This window comes from Flavobacterium adiutor, assembly GCF_048282555.1.
Classification (GTDB): domain Bacteria; phylum Bacteroidota; class Bacteroidia; order Flavobacteriales; family Flavobacteriaceae; genus Flavobacterium.
On sequence record NZ_CP182487.1, the window covers coordinates 2,591,127 to 2,607,460 of the forward strand.

At 35.6% G+C, this 16,334-nt stretch carries 12 protein-coding genes; 7 read left to right on the forward strand and 5 right to left on the reverse strand.

What is annotated here, in order from left to right; all coding sequences use genetic code 11:
• Positions 1-26 precede the first annotated feature (26 nt).
• The 7 genes from ACNC7R_RS11000 to ACNC7R_RS11030 all read left to right on the forward strand — a co-directional run bounded on the left by ACNC7R_RS11000 (position 27) and on the right by ACNC7R_RS11030 (position 11,980).
• The gene (locus tag ACNC7R_RS11000; RefSeq protein ID WP_417941137.1) at positions 27-3,167 is read left to right on the forward strand and encodes a glycoside hydrolase family 2 TIM barrel-domain containing protein; all 3,141 of its coding nucleotides are present in this window, start codon (positions 27-29) and stop codon (positions 3,165-3,167) included.
• Positions 3,168-3,395: 228 nt separating this feature from the next.
• Positions 3,396-4,544, forward strand: a complete 1,149-nt coding sequence (locus ACNC7R_RS11005) for an acyltransferase family protein (protein WP_417941138.1) — start codon at positions 3,396-3,398, stop codon at positions 4,542-4,544.
• Positions 4,545-4,602: 58 nt separating this feature from the next.
• Entirely contained in the window at positions 4,603-6,240 is a 1,638-nt protein-coding gene (locus ACNC7R_RS11010) for a sodium/sugar symporter (protein WP_417941139.1), read from the forward strand.
• A gap of 39 nt (positions 6,241-6,279) precedes the next feature.
• Positions 6,280-7,095, forward strand: a complete 816-nt coding sequence (locus tag ACNC7R_RS11015) for an SDR family oxidoreductase (protein ID WP_417941140.1) — start codon at positions 6,280-6,282, stop codon at positions 7,093-7,095.
• A gap of 18 nt (positions 7,096-7,113) precedes the next feature.
• On the forward strand, positions 7,114-8,292 hold the full coding sequence (uxuA, locus tag ACNC7R_RS11020; protein WP_417943166.1) for a mannonate dehydratase: 1,179 nt from the start codon (positions 7,114-7,116) through the stop codon (positions 8,290-8,292).
• 92 nt (positions 8,293-8,384) lie between these two features.
• The gene (locus ACNC7R_RS11025) at positions 8,385-9,827 is read left to right on the forward strand and encodes a glycoside hydrolase family 28 protein (RefSeq protein WP_417941141.1); all 1,443 of its coding nucleotides are present in this window, start codon (positions 8,385-8,387) and stop codon (positions 9,825-9,827) included.
• 167 nt (positions 9,828-9,994) lie between these two features.
• Positions 9,995-11,980: an alpha-L-arabinofuranosidase C-terminal domain-containing protein gene (locus tag ACNC7R_RS11030; protein ID WP_417941142.1), complete on the forward strand. Its 1,986-nt coding sequence runs from the start codon at positions 9,995-9,997 to the stop codon at positions 11,978-11,980.
• Between the two features lie 74 nt (positions 11,981-12,054).
• Here ACNC7R_RS11030 and ACNC7R_RS11035 read toward each other — a convergent pair whose 3' ends face one another.
• The 5 genes from ACNC7R_RS11035 to ACNC7R_RS11055 form a co-directional block, all read right to left on the reverse strand.
• Positions 12,055-13,068: a hypothetical protein gene (locus tag ACNC7R_RS11035; protein WP_417941143.1), complete on the reverse strand. Its 1,014-nt coding sequence runs from the start codon at positions 13,066-13,068 to the stop codon at positions 12,055-12,057.
• A gap of 255 nt (positions 13,069-13,323) precedes the next feature.
• Complete coding sequence (locus tag ACNC7R_RS11040) at positions 13,324-13,998, reverse strand: hypothetical protein (RefSeq protein ID WP_417941144.1); 675 nt, start codon at positions 13,996-13,998, stop codon at positions 13,324-13,326.
• Positions 13,999-14,087: 89 nt separating this feature from the next.
• Entirely contained in the window at positions 14,088-14,810 is a 723-nt protein-coding gene (locus ACNC7R_RS11045) for a hypothetical protein (RefSeq protein ID WP_417941145.1), read from the reverse strand.
• 9 nt (positions 14,811-14,819) lie between these two features.
• On the reverse strand, positions 14,820-15,614 hold the full coding sequence (locus ACNC7R_RS11050) for an HmuY family protein (RefSeq protein WP_417941146.1): 795 nt from the start codon (positions 15,612-15,614) through the stop codon (positions 14,820-14,822).
• 9 nt (positions 15,615-15,623) lie between these two features.
• Positions 15,624-16,334 (reverse strand): HmuY family protein, encoded by a 711-nt coding sequence (locus tag ACNC7R_RS11055; protein ID WP_417941147.1) that lies wholly within the window; start codon positions 16,332-16,334, stop codon positions 15,624-15,626.

Below are 16,334 nucleotides of genomic sequence, written 5' to 3' on the forward strand. Positions count from 1 at the left end.
AGGTATATCTCTTAATTTTAAATTAAATGCAAAAAAGCAAAACGAAAATATTTTTGTTTGGTCTGTTAGTGATTTTTGTTTTAGGTGCTGTAGGACAGGAAAAAGACAGAAATGACTGGGAGAATCCAGAGGTATTTCAGATTAACAGAGAACCGGCACGAGCGTCTTTTCTCCCTTATGCAGACGAAACATCTGCTATAAGTGATCAATATGAAAATTCACCATGGTATTTTTCCCTGAATGGTAAATGGAAATTTTCCTGGTCCCCAACACCTGATCAAAGACCAAAAGATTTTTACAAAACAGATTTCAGCACGCTCCACTGGAACGATCTTAAGGTGCCATCCAACTGGGAACTGCATGGTTATGGTGTGCCAATTTATACCAATATCACATACCCTTTCGAAAAAAATCCACCTTTAATCAATCATTGGGATAATCCGGTAGGCTCTTATAAAAGAGATTTTGTACTGCCTGATAACTGGAAAGGAAGACATGTTTATCTTCATTTTGAAGCAGGAACATCAGCGATGTATATCTGGGTAAACGGTGAGAAAGTAGGATATACGGAAAACACTAAAAGTCCGGCTGAATTTGATATTTCGAAATACCTGAAACCAGGCAAAAATGATCTTGCTGTAGAAGTTTACAGATGGAGCGATGGTTCGTATCTTGAAGATCAGGACATGTGGCGGCTTTCGGGCATAGACAGAAATGTGTATTTGTATAGTACGCATGATATTCGAATTGCTGATTTTTTTGCAAAACCTGATTTGGATTCCAATTACAAAAACGGAAGCCTGAATGTTGAAGTTAGTTTGAAAAATCTGAGTTCTTCGTTTATAAACAATCAAAAACTAATTGCCAAACTGGTTGATGCATCACACACAACTGTTTTCGTTAAAGAATTACCTGTAAATTTTGCTGGAAATAAAACTCAAACTGTTAATATTTCTCAAAAAGTTTCAGCTCCAAAATTATGGAGCAGCGAAAATCCTAATTTGTACACTTTAGTTTTGACGCTTAAAAATGAAAAAGGCAATATTGTAGAAACAACTTCTACTCAGATAGGCTTTAGAAAAGTAGAATTAAAAGGAGGACAATTATTAGTGAACGGAGTAAGATTAATGGTTCATGGAGTTAATGTTCATGAGCATAATCCTGAAACAGGGCATTATCAGGATGAAGCCACTATGATGAAAGATATTAAGATGATGAAACAGCTTAATATCAATTCAGTTCGCTGCAGTCATTATCCTAATAACATTTTATGGGTAAAACTTTGTAATAAATACGGGTTGTTTCTAGTGGATGAAGCCAATATAGAAAGCCACGGAATGGGTGTTGAGGGACAGCCTCTAAAGTGGATGAATCCAAAAACAAATCCGGGCTTCCTTCCTGAATGGAGAGAAGCGCATCTGGATAGAATTTATAGTCTTGTAGAAAGAGATAAAAATGCTCCATCGGTAATTATCTGGTCTTTAGGGAACGAAAGTGCCAACGGACCTGTATTTCACGAAGCATACAAATGGATAAAAGAGAGAGACAATACCCGTTTGGTTCAGTTTGAACAAGCTAAAGAAAACGAGAATACAGATATTGTCTGTCCGATGTATCCAACAATAGAACACATGAAGGAATATGCGGCACGTAAAGAAGTTACACGCCCGTATATCATGTGTGAGTATTCGCATGCAATGGGCAACAGCAGTGGAAATTTTCAGGAATACTGGGATATTATCCGCGGAAGCAAAAACATGCAGGGCGGTTTTATCTGGGACTGGGTAGATCAGGGCTTTAAGAGAAAAGATGAAGCAGGCCGTGAATACTGGGCTTACGGAGGAGACATGGGCAGCCAGAATTATCTCAATGACGAAAATTTCTGCCATAATGGATTGGTATTTCCAGACAGAACACCACATCCAGGAGCTTTTGAAGTGAAAAAAGTCTATCAGGATATTTTATTTAAAGTCGTTGATATTAAAAACGGAATCATTGAAATTAACAACGACTTCGGATTTACAAACCTTAATAAATACAACTTTAGATATGAAGTTTTAGAAAACGGAAAAGTAATTAAAGAAGGTAATTTTAATGTCGCTTTAGATCCTAAAACGAAAAAACAATTTAAAATTGATTTACCAAAATTAGAATCAAAAGAAGGAACTGAATATTTATTGAATGTTTTTGCTAATACTAAAACAGGTTCAGAATTATTGCCAGAGAATTTTGAAATTGCCAAAGAACAGTTTGTTATCGAAGACGAAAAATATTTTACAACATCTGAAAAAATAAATACAGCAAAAGTTCAGGATGAGAAAGATCAGTTTATTTTAACTTCAGATGGTACTACGCTTAAAATCAGTAAGAATACCGGGCTTATTTCCTATTTTAGTTTAAAAGGTGAGGAATATTTTAAAGAATATCCTGAACCAAATTTCTGGAGGGCGCCCACCGATAATGATATCGGAAATAAAATGCAGATTAGAACTAATGTCTGGAGAACGGCAGGAAAAAATACTTCGTTAGAAAGCATTCAGCAAATGGAAGAAGATGGAAAAAAATATATTGTTGCGAAATTAAAACTAAACGACGTTGCCTCAGATTACACGATCAGATATGCATTAGGAATTGATGGAGCTTTAGAGATTAAGGTATCTTATAAAAGAGGAAATAATCCGGTTCCGGAGTTACCGCGTTTCGGAATGATTTTCACTTTGAAAAATACATTAGAAAATCTGGATTATTACGGAAGAGGACCTTTAGAAAATTATCCTGACAGAAAAACGGCATCACTAAAAGCAATTTATACTAGCAAAGTTGCAGATCAGTATGTGCCGTACACAAGACCGCAGGAAAATGGATATAAAACTGATATTCGCTGGTTTGCACTTTCAGATAATAGTGGAAAAGGTCTGGAAATAAAAGGTCTTCAGCCTTTAGGAATTAGTACTCTGAATAATTATCCGGCTGATTTTGATGGTGGGATTTCTAAAAAAAATATTCACTCTAGCGATATTACGCCAAGAAAAGAAGTTGTAGTATGTGTTGACTTAACGCAGAGAGGCTTAGGAGGAGATAACAGCTGGGGCCTACCACCACATCCACAATACCAACTGACAAAAAATGAATATAGTTACGGTTTTGTGATTAAACCAATAAAATAATGAGCGAAATGATTTAAGCAGATTAAATTTTGCCCCGTTTAAGGCTTAGATCTTTCACTTTACATTCGATCACGTTCATATTATGTGAACGTGGTTGATGTAAAAAAATGACTTCGATGCTTTTGTAAAGAATGCTGTCAATCAAAAGTTACATTTGAAAACAAAACAATAGACTGATATTCACAGAAGAAATCAGCACGTAAAATATGCTTTAAAAATAAATCCGGTATGAATAAAATTACAACAAATAACAGATTAATTTCTTTAGACGTTCTAAGAGGATTTGTTATGTTTTGGATTATGAGCGGCGAACATATTATTCACGCTTTGGCCAAAGCTGCCCCAATTCCGGTTTTTGTATGGATGTCCTCACAAATGCATCATACAGACTGGGATGGTATTACATTTTATGATATGATCTTCCCTGTTTTTTTATTCGTTGCAGGAGTTTCAATGCCGTATTCCTTCGATAAAAAAATCAAGCTTGCAGGAGTGAAGGAGCCAAGTGAACTTCCGTCAAAAGAAAAGAAAAAAATATACCTGTCCATGCTCAAAAGAACCTGTATTTTAATATTTCTTGGATTTGTAGTTAATGGATTATTGCGTTTTGACGGATATGACCAAACCCGTTTTGCCAGTGTATTAGGCCGTATCGGAATTGCATGGTTTTTTGCAGGACTAATTTATTTAAATTTTGATTTGAAGAAGCAGATCATCTGGTTTACAGGAATTTTGATTGGTTATTATTTAGCCATGAAATTAATACCAGTTCCCGGATTTGGAGCAGGTAATTTAACAGCAGAGGGGTCACTGGAAGGATACATTGACCGACTTTTTCTTCCGGGAAGACTGCATAGTAAAGTATATGACCCTGAAGGTATATTTTCGACAATACCGGCTGTTTCGACGGCTTTGTTGGGAGTGTTCTTAGGAACATTTTTAAAGTCAGAACACACTTATTACACCACAAAAAACAAAATAGTAATGATGACTGGTTCAGCTATTGTACTAATTATGATAGGCCTTCTTTGGGATTTTGATTTCCCAATTAACAAGCACTTATGGACAAGTTCATTTGTTTGCTTCGTTGGAGGTTTCAGCGTTTTATTCTTCCTGTTTTTTTATATTCTAATCGATGTTTTTGGCTTTAAAAAGTGGGCATTTCCACTCATTTTAATTGGTTCAAATTCTATTTTAATTTACATGGCTTCAGAAGGTATGGTAAATTTTAAACATACAGCAGATTATGTATTTGGTGGTCTTATCAAATTTGGACCACTTGTATGGCAGCCCGTATTTGTAACGATGTCAGTAACATTTGTACAGCTTATTTTACTTTATTTTTTATATAAGAAGAAATGGTTTTTAAAAATCTAAACCAAGTCATTCTCAAAAACTAACAACCACCAACTATCAACCAAAAAAAAACTTCATTATGAATACTTTACAAAGTGCAGACTATATTGTTTTCCTTATCTATTTTGTCATTGTCACTTGTTACGGAATGTACATTTATAGGAGCAAGAAAAATGCTACAACCAGTTCCAATGATTATTTTCTGGCAGAAGGCTCGCTTACATGGTGGGCTATTGGAGCTTCTTTAATTGCCTCTAATATTTCGGCTGAACATTTTATCGGAATGAGTGGTTCGGGTTTTGCCATCGGACTGGCGATTGCTTCTTACGAATGGATGTCAGCTGCCACCTTAATCGTGGTTGCCATGTTTATTTTACCGGTTTATCTTAAAAACAAGATATTTACCATGCCGCAGTTTTTGGCAAAAAGATACAACGGAACCGTGAGCACCATAATGGCCATAATCTGGCTGTTGATATACGTATTTGTAAACCTGACTTCTATAATTTATTTAGGCGCTTTAGCCATTTCATCTATAGCACCTGTAAGTTTTCAGTTTTGTGTGATCGCATTAAGTTTATTCTCAATCATCGTAACTTTAGGCGGAATGAAAGTAATTGGGTATACAGATATGTTTCAGGTAATAGTATTGATTCTGGGCGGTTTGGTAACAACTTATTTGGCATTAACCTTATTATCAGAGCAGTTTGGTTTTGGTAAAGATATTCTAAAAGGACTTTCAGTTATAGCCGACGAAGCTCCGGGACATTTACACATGATTCTCGACAAATCAAACCCACACTATGCTGAATTACCGGGAATGTCCGTTTTAGTAGGAGGAATGTTGATTAATAATCTGGCATATTGGGGCTGTAATCAATACATCGTTCAGAGAGCTTTGGGTGCCGATTTAAAAACAGCACGAAAAGGAATTTTATTTGCCGCTTTTTTAAAATTATTAGTGCCTATTATTGCGGTTCTGCCTGGGATAGCCATGTATGTTATGCATCAAAACGGAATGTTTCAGCAGGAAATGGTAGATGCTACCGGAGTTTTAAAACCGGATCACGCGTATCCGACATTAATGAATTTATTGCCTGCCGGCTTAAAAGGAGTAGCGCTGGCCGCTTTAACAGCAGCAATTGTAGCATCTTTGGCTGGTAAAGCCAATAGTATTTCGACCATTTTTTCTTTAGATATTTATAAAAAATATTTTAACCGTGAAGCATCAGAAAAAAAACTGGTGCTTACAGGAAGAGGCTGTGTAGTTGTTTGCATGATAATTGCAGCTGTTGTAGCACCTCAGTTAAAATCATTAGATCAGGCATATCAGTTTATACAAGAATATGTTGGTTTCTTTTCGCCTGGAGTTCTGGCTATCTTTTTGTTGGGAATGTTCTGGAGGAAAACCACACCTGCAGCCGGACTTGCCGGAGCCTTATTTACAGTGCCTATTGCCGCAGTATTAAAATTTCTGCCTATGTGGACAAACGGTGCTTTTCCGGATTATCCTTTTTTAGACAGAATGACGATTTCTTTCTTTGCAATAGTACTATTAATGGTAGCGATCAGTCTTTTAAAACCGTCATCAGAAGAACAGCAGAAATCTCACAATATAGAAGTAGATACCTCAATGTTTAAAGTATCTTCTGAGTTCATTATCGGTTCGTTTATTATTAGCGGAATTCTGGTAGCATTATATACCGTATTTTGGTAGCAATTTGTAATCAAGTGTCAAAATTTAAAATATAAAAAAGTGAATACAGTTTTTTCATTACAAGGAAAAGTAATTATAGTAACCGGAGCAACCGGAATTTTAGGTGAAGCTTTTATCAACGGAATTGCACATGCAGGCGGAATTGTAGGTGTATTAGGCCGAAATGAGAAAGTGGCCAATGAAAGAGTTGATGCCATTATAAAGAATGGAGGTGAAGCTATTGCTTTAATCGCTGATGTTACCAATGAACAGGATCTTATAAAGGCACGTGAAATGATGCTTGCCAAATACGGAAAAATAGACGGACTGGTAAATGCAGCCGGCGGGAATATGCCTGATGCAGTTGTGCAGCCTGAGCAGGATGTTTTTCAGTTGAATATTGAGGCGTTGCAGCAGGTAATGAATCTAAATTTATTTGGAACAATTTTGCCGACTCAGATTTTTGGCGAGGCGATAAAAAATACAGGGAACGGAAGCGTTGTAAACATTTCATCTGTTTCATCAGATCATGCTTTGACAAGAGTTTTGGGCTATAGTCTGGCTAAATCGGCTATTGATTCTTATACCAGATGGTTTTCGGTTGAAATGGCTAATAGATTTGGAGATAAAATACGAATGAATTCGATCGTTCCGGGCTTTTTCCTGACCGAACAAAACAGAAGACTTTTGACCAATGAAGACGGCAGCCTTACAGATAGAGGTAATCTGATTATTCAAAACACCCCTTTTAGTCGTTTTGGAAATCCTGACGAATTGATTGGAGCTTTGATTTGGCTGTTAAGTGATGCTTCAAAATTTGTTACAGGATCAAAAGTAACCCTGGATGGAGGATTTTCCGCTTTTAGCGGAGTTTAAAAAAGACTTATTATGAAAATGACACAAACATGGAGATGGTTCGGACCGAATGATCCGGTTACATTGCAAGATATAAAACAGACAGGTGCTATTGGAATTGTTACGGCGCTTCACCATATTTCGAATGGAGAAGTCTGGACTGTAAACGAAATCAGTAAACGAAAAAGTGAAATTGAAAACAGCGGATTAATCTGGTCTGTTGTAGAATCTGTGCCGGTTCATGAAAATATCAAAACCCAAACTGGCAATTATAAAGTTTACATCGAAAATTACAAACAAAGTATCCGTAATCTTGCTAGCTGCGGCATTTCGGTAGTGTGTTATAATTTCATGCCGGTTTTAGATTGGACAAGGACTGACTTGGCTTTTGAAGTAGAAGATGGTTCAAAAGCATTACGTTTTGATAGTATTGCTTTTGCTGCTTTCGATCTTTATTTACTGAAAAGACCCAATGCAGAAAATGACTATTCTGAAATACAGAAAAATAAATCCAAAGACTATTTGGACAAATTGTCTGATGAAGACAAAACAAAGCTCATAAAAAATATCATTGCCGGTCTGCCTGGAGCAGAAGAAGGTTATACGCTGGAACAGTTTCAAAAAACTTTAGACACTTACGAAGGCATTGATGCTGTAAAGTTAAAACAACATTTGGTTTCTTTCTTAAAGGAAATCATACCTGTTGCAGAAGAAAATAAGGTTTTAATGTGCATTCATCCCGATGATCCGCCTTATCCTATATTAGGATTACCAAGAGTAGTAAGTACGGAAGCAGATTTTGACTATTTGACTGCAGAAGTTCCCAGCAGAAATAACGGCATCACATTTTGTACTGGTTCACTTGGTGTTATTCCGGAAAACAACTTGGAACAAATGTTCAGGAAATTTGCTGACAGGGTACATTTTATCCATTTAAGAAGTACACAAAGAGATGAAGAAGGTAATTTTTATGAAGCCAATCATTTAGAAGGAAATGTGGATATGTTTGCCGTTGTTAAGGAAATATTGACTGAGCAAAAACGCAGACATATAGAAGGAAGAATAGATTTCAGCATTCCGATGAGACCAGACCATGGACATCAGATGCTGGATGATTTAAATAAGAGAACAAATCCAGGCTATTCTGCAATTGGAAGACTAAGAGGATTGGCTGAATTACGTGGACTAGAAGAAGGAATTATTCGCTCAATGCAATAACAAATAACACTCGTTCAATAATTTTTATTCATTTAAAAAATTAATAAATAAATAGTTGAATTATTTTATATAAAGCTATAAATAAAGTAAAAATGATAAGAAAATCTATAATCACGGCATTCATTTTTTGTATTACATTCACTTCTATTGCACAAAAGGTCTATGATATTAAAAAATATGGGGCGAAAGGGGATGGCAAAACGAATGACGCTCAAGCCATTCAAAAAGCTATTGATGCCTGCAGCAAAACCGGAGGACAGGTTTTGATTCCGGCTCCCTATACATTTCTGACAGGTCCTTTTAATGTAAAATCCAATGTGGATCTGCATATCGAAGGAGGTGCTAAAATTTTGGCAAGTCCTGACGAAAGTTTATACACAGAAAGTGCTTTTCGCGAAAACAAAGGGGAAGGAACTATCTGGATTGGAGGGAAAAATATTGAGAATTTTACCATTAGCGGAAACGGTAAAATCGACGGAAACGGAATCTCTTTTATGGGTGCGGAGGAAGAAGATGCTTATATCCTGAAACCTTTTAATATATTAGATCCAAGACCCCATGTTTTAACAATCATTGGTGGAAAAAATATACGAATAAAAGATGCTCATATTGGAAATTCTGCTTACTGGACAATTCATTTGGTAGGTTGTAATGATGTGGTTATTAGCGGTATTACGTTGTTGAACAGTTTAAAGGTTCGAAATAGTGACGGAATTGATTTAGACCATTGCAAAAATGTAAGAATAAGCGATTGTTATATCGAAAGCGGAGATGATTGTATTTGCCTAAAAAACAGGAGAGAGTTTGAAGAATTTGGTTCTTGCGAAAACATAACCGTTACCAATTGTACGATGACCAGCAGCAGTTGTGCGATTAAAATAGGTTCAGAAAATATGGATGCCATCAGGCAGGTAGTTTTCAATAATTGCATTATCAAAAAAAGTAATCGTGGAGTCGGGATTCAGAACAGGGATGAAGGAACGGTGAGTGATGTTATTTTTTCAAATATGATTATTGAGGGTCAGCTCACCACTGATACCTGGTGGGGAAAAGCAGAACCTATTTATGTAACAGCTTACAGCCGCGCAAACGGAAACCATAAAGATGCCAACTGGCGTTTTCCAAAAGGTGCTACAGAAGGAAAAGTAGGAACAATTAGCAATATTTATTTCACCAATATCCAGTGTTTTGGAGAAAATGGAGTGTATGTAAGCGGAGAAACAAAGGACAAAATTAAAAATATTGTTTTTGATGGAGTGAATGTTTTTATTGATAAAACATCAAATTTTCCCGGAGGTATTTACGATCGTCGTCCATCAAAAATGGATGGTTTCATAAAAGGTAGTACATCAGGATTTTATTTTGATACAGCCGAAAATATAAAAGTTCAGAATTGCGCTGTCAACTGGGGTAAAAACAAAACGGACTATTTTAAATATGCTGTCGAAAGTAAAAATGTTGATATTTTAAAAGTGAATAACTTAGACGGTGAAGCTGCTTTTCCTCAGAAATATGAGGCAGTGAAAAAACAATAATAGATCTAATATGAATAGTTTTTTTAAAATAGCTATTCGATTTTTTTTAGTATTTAAAAAAACAACCCTTTAATTTTTTAAGCATTTTGTTTTTTTGACCTGAAAGTCTAAAATATTGTAAAACTTTAAATAAATTAGCAAGACTAAATTATCAACTATCATAGAAAATGAAAAACAATATCATAACCAAAATAATCATTGGAGGGTTACTGTTCAATGGTATTTACTTACATGCCCAAAAAACGATCTTAGAAGTTGACATTGCTAAAACCGTTACCAAAATTCAGCCGACAATGTTCGGTTTGTTTTTTGAAGATATCAATTTCGCTGCAGACGGCGGTTTGTATGCCGAAATGATTAAAAACCGGTCTTTTGAATTTGAAAAACCTTTGATGGGCTGGGATCAGCCTAATACCAAAAGGTCTTCACTAAATATGAGTTCGGGTGTTGCCAATCCTATAAAAGTGATAGAAAATGAAACCAATCCAAATTTCTGCCGAGTCCTGATTAATGATGATAAAGGATATGCCCTGATTAATGAAGGTTTTAGAGGAATGGGGGTAAAAAAGGATGCAAAATACAATCTTTCTTTAAAGGCAGCCAATCATAATGGAGCAATCAAAAAAATAATTATTGAGCTTATTGACAAGGATAAAAAGGTAATTGGAGAAACCACTATTATTCCAACATCAACAGAATGGGAAACTTATTCAGCACAATTTAAAGCTACGCAGACTGAAGCTAAAGCCAAATTAAAAATAACTTTTGAAGGAACAGGTACAATTGATCTTGACATGATTTCATTATTTCCTGAAGATACCTGGAAGAACAGAAAAAATGGTTTACGAAAAGACCTTGTACAGCTTTTATATGATATGAAACCCGGATTTTTACGCTTTCCTGGCGGGTGTATTGTAGAAGGAAGAACCTTGTCTGACCGTTATCAATGGAAGAAATCTGTAGGAGATGTTGAAGACAGAAGAACAATGATGAACAGATGGAATGTAGAATTCAGTCACAAACAGACTCCTGATTATTTTCAAAGTTTTGGACTTGGATTTTATGAGTATTTCCAGCTTTCTGAAGATATTGGTGCGACTCCATTGCCTATTTTGAGTTGCGGAATGGCTTGCCAATATAATACAGGAGAATTAGCTCCAATAGAGGAATTAGATCCATACATACAGGATGCTTTAGATTTAATTGAATTTGCCAATGGTTCAGAAGAGACCAGATGGGGAATTATTCGTTCAGATATGGGACATCCGAAACCGTTCAATCTAAAATATATTGGTGTTGGAAATGAACAGTGGGGGCCGGATTATATTGAGCGTTTCAAAATTTTTGAAAAAGCAATAAAAGCCAAATACCCAGATATTATTATCGTTTCAGGAAGCGGTCCATCTCCGGATGGTGAACATTTTGATTTTGCAATGACTGAACTTAAAAAACTTAATGCTGAACTCATAGACGAACATTACTATCAAAGCCCTAAATGGTTTAGGGAAAATGCTTCACGTTATGATAATTACGACCGCAAAGGACCAAAAATATTTGCAGGTGAATATGCTGCACAAAGTGTTTCCGGAGCAAACCCGAATAACAGAAATAACTGGGAATGTGCTTTTTCTGAAGCCGCTTTCATGACTGGACTTGAAAGAAATGCAGCAGTAGTCAATATGACTTCTTATGCTCCACTGATGGCGCATGAAGACGCATGGCAATGGACACCGGATATGATCTGGTTCAATAATTTAGAATCTTATGGTTCTGCTAATTATTATGTTCAAAAATTATTTTCAACGAATAAAGGTACCGATTTGCTAAACATAACTAAAGATGCAAAACCTTTAACAGGACAAAATAATCTGTATGCTTCTGCTGTAAAAGATGTGAATACAAAAGAAATAATTGTAAAACTGGTAAATACCGCAGCAGCTTCCCAAGAAGTTACAGTTAATTTAAATGGAGGTAAATTTATTTCAAAAGGAACATTGATAACACTTTCAAGTCCGGATTTAAAAGATGAAAATACTTTTGCAGAACCTAAAAAGATAACCCCAAAAGAAAGTGTCTATAAGTTGAAAGGGGAGAAGGCAGAATTGAATTTGCCTGCCTATTCTGTTACTGTTTTGAAGTTAAAAATGAAATAATACTTACAATTACTTTTCAAAAAAAAACTATGAGGCTGTCCGAAAAGGGCAGCCTCTTTTATAATCATAAAATGCTATTTGACAATTACAGTATTAGCGGAGAGTGTAGAAGCAGTACCCCTTATAAATTTAAGTCTATTGTAAGTTCCGGCAGGGATTCCGGAAGGTACTTTTAATACAAGTCTGTATGGAGTTTTGCTTACAATTTCTAAAGTATAAATCACAGTACTGGCAGTAGAACTGTACATTTGTACTTCTGTAACGGTATCCATCATTCTTCCTCTTACTTCTACTGTTTCTCCTGCTTGTTTTTCAACAGGAAACCCATATGTGTCAGCAGCAAAAGAAACGGGTTCCTGAATATTTATTTTGAATCTGTTCTGTATATTCGCATTTTGCAATGTATAAGCTCCATTTTTAATTCTCAAATCATACATTCCAGCCGGCGTATCTTCTGAAGGAAAATAATACACACCATAGTTACTCAATGGGTTAGTGCCAGTTCCAAGTCCTATATAAACTATTTCAGCAGTATATTCAGTCTTTTGATCGGTTGCAGATACAAGATAAACACGTGTCTGCTCTTTATTCAACCATAAATTATCGATAGAATTTGAGCCTCCTCTCGCAGGATTAGTAATGCTTTGCAATGAACCTTTGATGTAAGTACTGCCATATTCATGATTCCACGCTGTAGGTTCTTTTTGCCTCAAGTCTATTTTTAATGTGTATTTTTTTGTTGTTCCTGCTTTTGAAGTTACGGTATAAACTTCTCCATCTTTAAATGGAATTTCTGCTCCGGATGCCGGAGCAATAACGGCTTCAGTACCTAAGACAATTTCAGGTTTAATCTTTTCCGGCATAGTCATATAATTACTCCAGGTAACTATGATAGTATCGTCTGTTATGGCAGCTTGTATGGTATTGTTTTCAGTATCTTTTAAAGTAAAAGATTCTATATGAGTATAGCCTGGTACCTGAATAACGTCGCCGGGAATCGTATTTACTTTATCAATATATTCGGTATCACACGAGAAAAATAATACTGATAAAAAAAGGATTCCCATTAAAAAGGTATTGGTTTTCATTTTTTTATGCATGATTGAATTGGTTATTTAATTTTTAAATGATTTTATTTTGTTAATTTTGCCATCAATTGATGATGGGCTTTTTATATATTTTTTAAAATGCCTGTATTTCAATGCTTCCGGTAATTCAAAAAGCCGTTTTGATAGTCATGGGGGAATGATATAATATATATAATGCAGAGATTGCCGGTCAAGCTTTACTGCGATTAATTTTATTATTTCGTGATCCCATGTTTCTTTTTAAATTGTTATTGATTATAGTACCTTAGTCCAGTTATAGTTTATTGTACTGCTGGATGATCCAGGTGTAACAGCTGTTACTTTAACTAGATAAGCTTCTGTTGCTAATGAAGGATCGGTTACTGATTGTGAATTAAGACCAGTGTCATCAATCTTCCAAATTACAATTGCTTTAGAAGGGGTCATAATATGGGTCGTAATATTGTATGAATAATACCCTAGACCATAATTTGTACCCGATATACTTCCGTCATATCCCAGAACATTATATTTGTCTGTTGGAGCAGTTCCAAGATTAGCCGAAGCATTTTTAACTTCAATATTTGAACTCCAGTCAAGCCAGTCTGCACAAGTCTGATCTAAGGTTACTGTACCCACATACCAGTGATCCGTATTATTTACTGGACGTATTGATGCACCATAAATCCCTTCCCATTCCACATTGACACTACCAATTGTGGCAGCAACAGGAGTCCAATTGGTGTAAGTAGAAGAAGGTGCCTGCCATCTGTTTACAGTTACCGATGTTGAAGTAACTGTACAGAGATTAAGTAAAGCATTTTTTCCGGTTTTATTTGATAATTCTTGCTCTTGCGACTGTGCTTGTGATTCACTAGCCTGGTCGTCAGAGCTACAAGATGTAATTGTAATAGCAGCCAATGCTACAATTGATAAAATTATTTTTTTCATAATTATTTATATTTAATAGATTTAGTTGGCTTCTTTCATTACCCTTGCAATAAGTACAGGCATTTTTATTTTTCTAAATTTTAAAAAATTTATTTTATTCTGATAGGAAATTTCATTGTCTTGGATAAGTTATAACTTTCCATCATCAGCCAGTAATCAGTATCTATTTCCAAACCTGTAACAATTGGAAAGGAGTATTTAATATAAAAATTTGCAATATCAAGCCCTTCGTTATACTGTTCTAACTGCAATTTTTTATTTCCTTTTGCATCCAATACGAACATCTTGGTAACTTCATATGAGGGCAAAAAATTCTCTCCTTTTATCGTTATTGAGGTTCCTCCCTCAACTGTATAATTACTAGTTGCAGTTGATAATTCGTTTAAAATTATATCAGGTTGCTGAATAACAATATTAACAGTATAAACTGAAGTTGTTCCATCGGCAGCTTTGGTGGTGTATGTAACGGGCGTTTTACTGAATACTGGAATTAACTCAGTTGCTGCAGGAGAAATAGTGGTTTTTTCAGGTAGTGTTATCGTTGCTTCAAGATATTGGTATTCATAATAGGAGGGCAAATACACTGTTATGGTTTTATCAAGATTATTTACAGCACAGTATATGGCCTGGCTTTCTCCGGGATTTGTTATGCGGAATGATATAATACGTCGGGAATCAAGATCAGTAACAATTTCTGTAACAGGATCTTCTTTTACATCGGTCCATCTATCTTCTTCATTGGTACAAGATGTCAAGAAACCAATTACTGTAAGTACTGTAAAAAAACAGGTTGTCTTTAATTTAGTATTCATATCTGTGGATTATTTAATTTCAAATTTTGTACTACCCTTTGGAACCATTACATAGTCAAAACTATAATACATGTGTGGGGTATCTTTGTACCAGTCTGCTGGATTATAAATATCTTTATATACGGATCTCATTTTAATTTTAGCATAATTGCCATTTGCAGTTTTTAGAATAACCGTTCTCGCTTGTATGACAGAACCATTCGCTATATTAAGCGGTTCTCCAAGTGCATAGGCCACATGGGCCTTTTGGGGATCACTTCCGTCTGTTACAACTTCTCCTCCAAAATCATATAAATACCAGCCAGTTCCGTTTCCAAAAGAGCCTGCGTCATCAGTACCAATAAGGTCTATGCCTGTTTTGAACTGGTTATCGGCAGGAATATCAACTACTTCATCAAAAGGTTTTGCAACTATCGTAATACCACCAACACCACTTGCCTGATAACCGTTATTTTGTTTGTCAGTCCCATTATTTCCTGATAAAAAGCTTGCATAAAGTCCTCCAAAAGCTAAATCCCATTTACGTGTTTTTTTATAAGATCCGTCTACAGCTTTATTTTCTTCAAGACTATAATATAAGGTTGCCGATGGAGCAGTAGGGTTTTCATCAGAAGTGTTGCCCTGATAATTTTTCACACTAATAACTTTATAAAAAAGGGTATTAGAAGGTTGTTCGGTATCCGGATCTACAACTGTTTCATCATTTTTGTCATCTGAAGAACAGGCTGTAAACAATGTAGTAATAAGAAGCAGGGTAAATATGCCTTTTGACAGTTGGTTTATTAAGGCTTTAATTTTTTTCATAGAGTTGTATTATTTGGTGTTTAAATTTTTACTTCCATCAGTTTGTACATAATACCTAAATGTAAAATATGGGGCAGGCCAGTTAAGATCCGTTACTGCAGGAGGATTACCTTTATAGGCATTTACAAGTTCCAATTTTGCATATTTTCCGTTTGGTAATCTTATTGCATATGTACGATTAGGAATAGCCTGCATAATATGACTGCTTAAACTGTAGTAAAACCAACCGGCAGAGCTTTCAGATGATGTCCAGCCTATTTTTGTAATTTCACTATTGTCGAAATCAGCATCAGAAGGTGCCTGACTTACATTCTTGTAATTTTCATTAATCATAACTACAGACGTATTTTCAGCTGGTCCTTCATAACCGGGATTGTATTGGTATTTGGAATTGTTTACGAAAACCTCACTGTTGTAAGGACCGGTAAAAGCAATATCCCAGTCCGTTGTTTTCATATATTTTAATGAGTCAGCTTCTGTATGCAGCCAAATTTGTTTTTGATCGCTGAAACGAAAAAGAAAAGTATGAAAGCTTCTCTGCTCTTTTCCATTTGTGCCGTCGCCCATAGAGGCTCCGGTATCTCCGGCAAGATCTGTAATCACTGTGCTTTTACCATCTGTAAGCGATGTATTTGTATTTTCTTCGCTATTACTGCAGGAGGTAAAACTCATCACTAATAACATAAGTTGCATGATGGTGCATTTTTTGATTGTTATCAT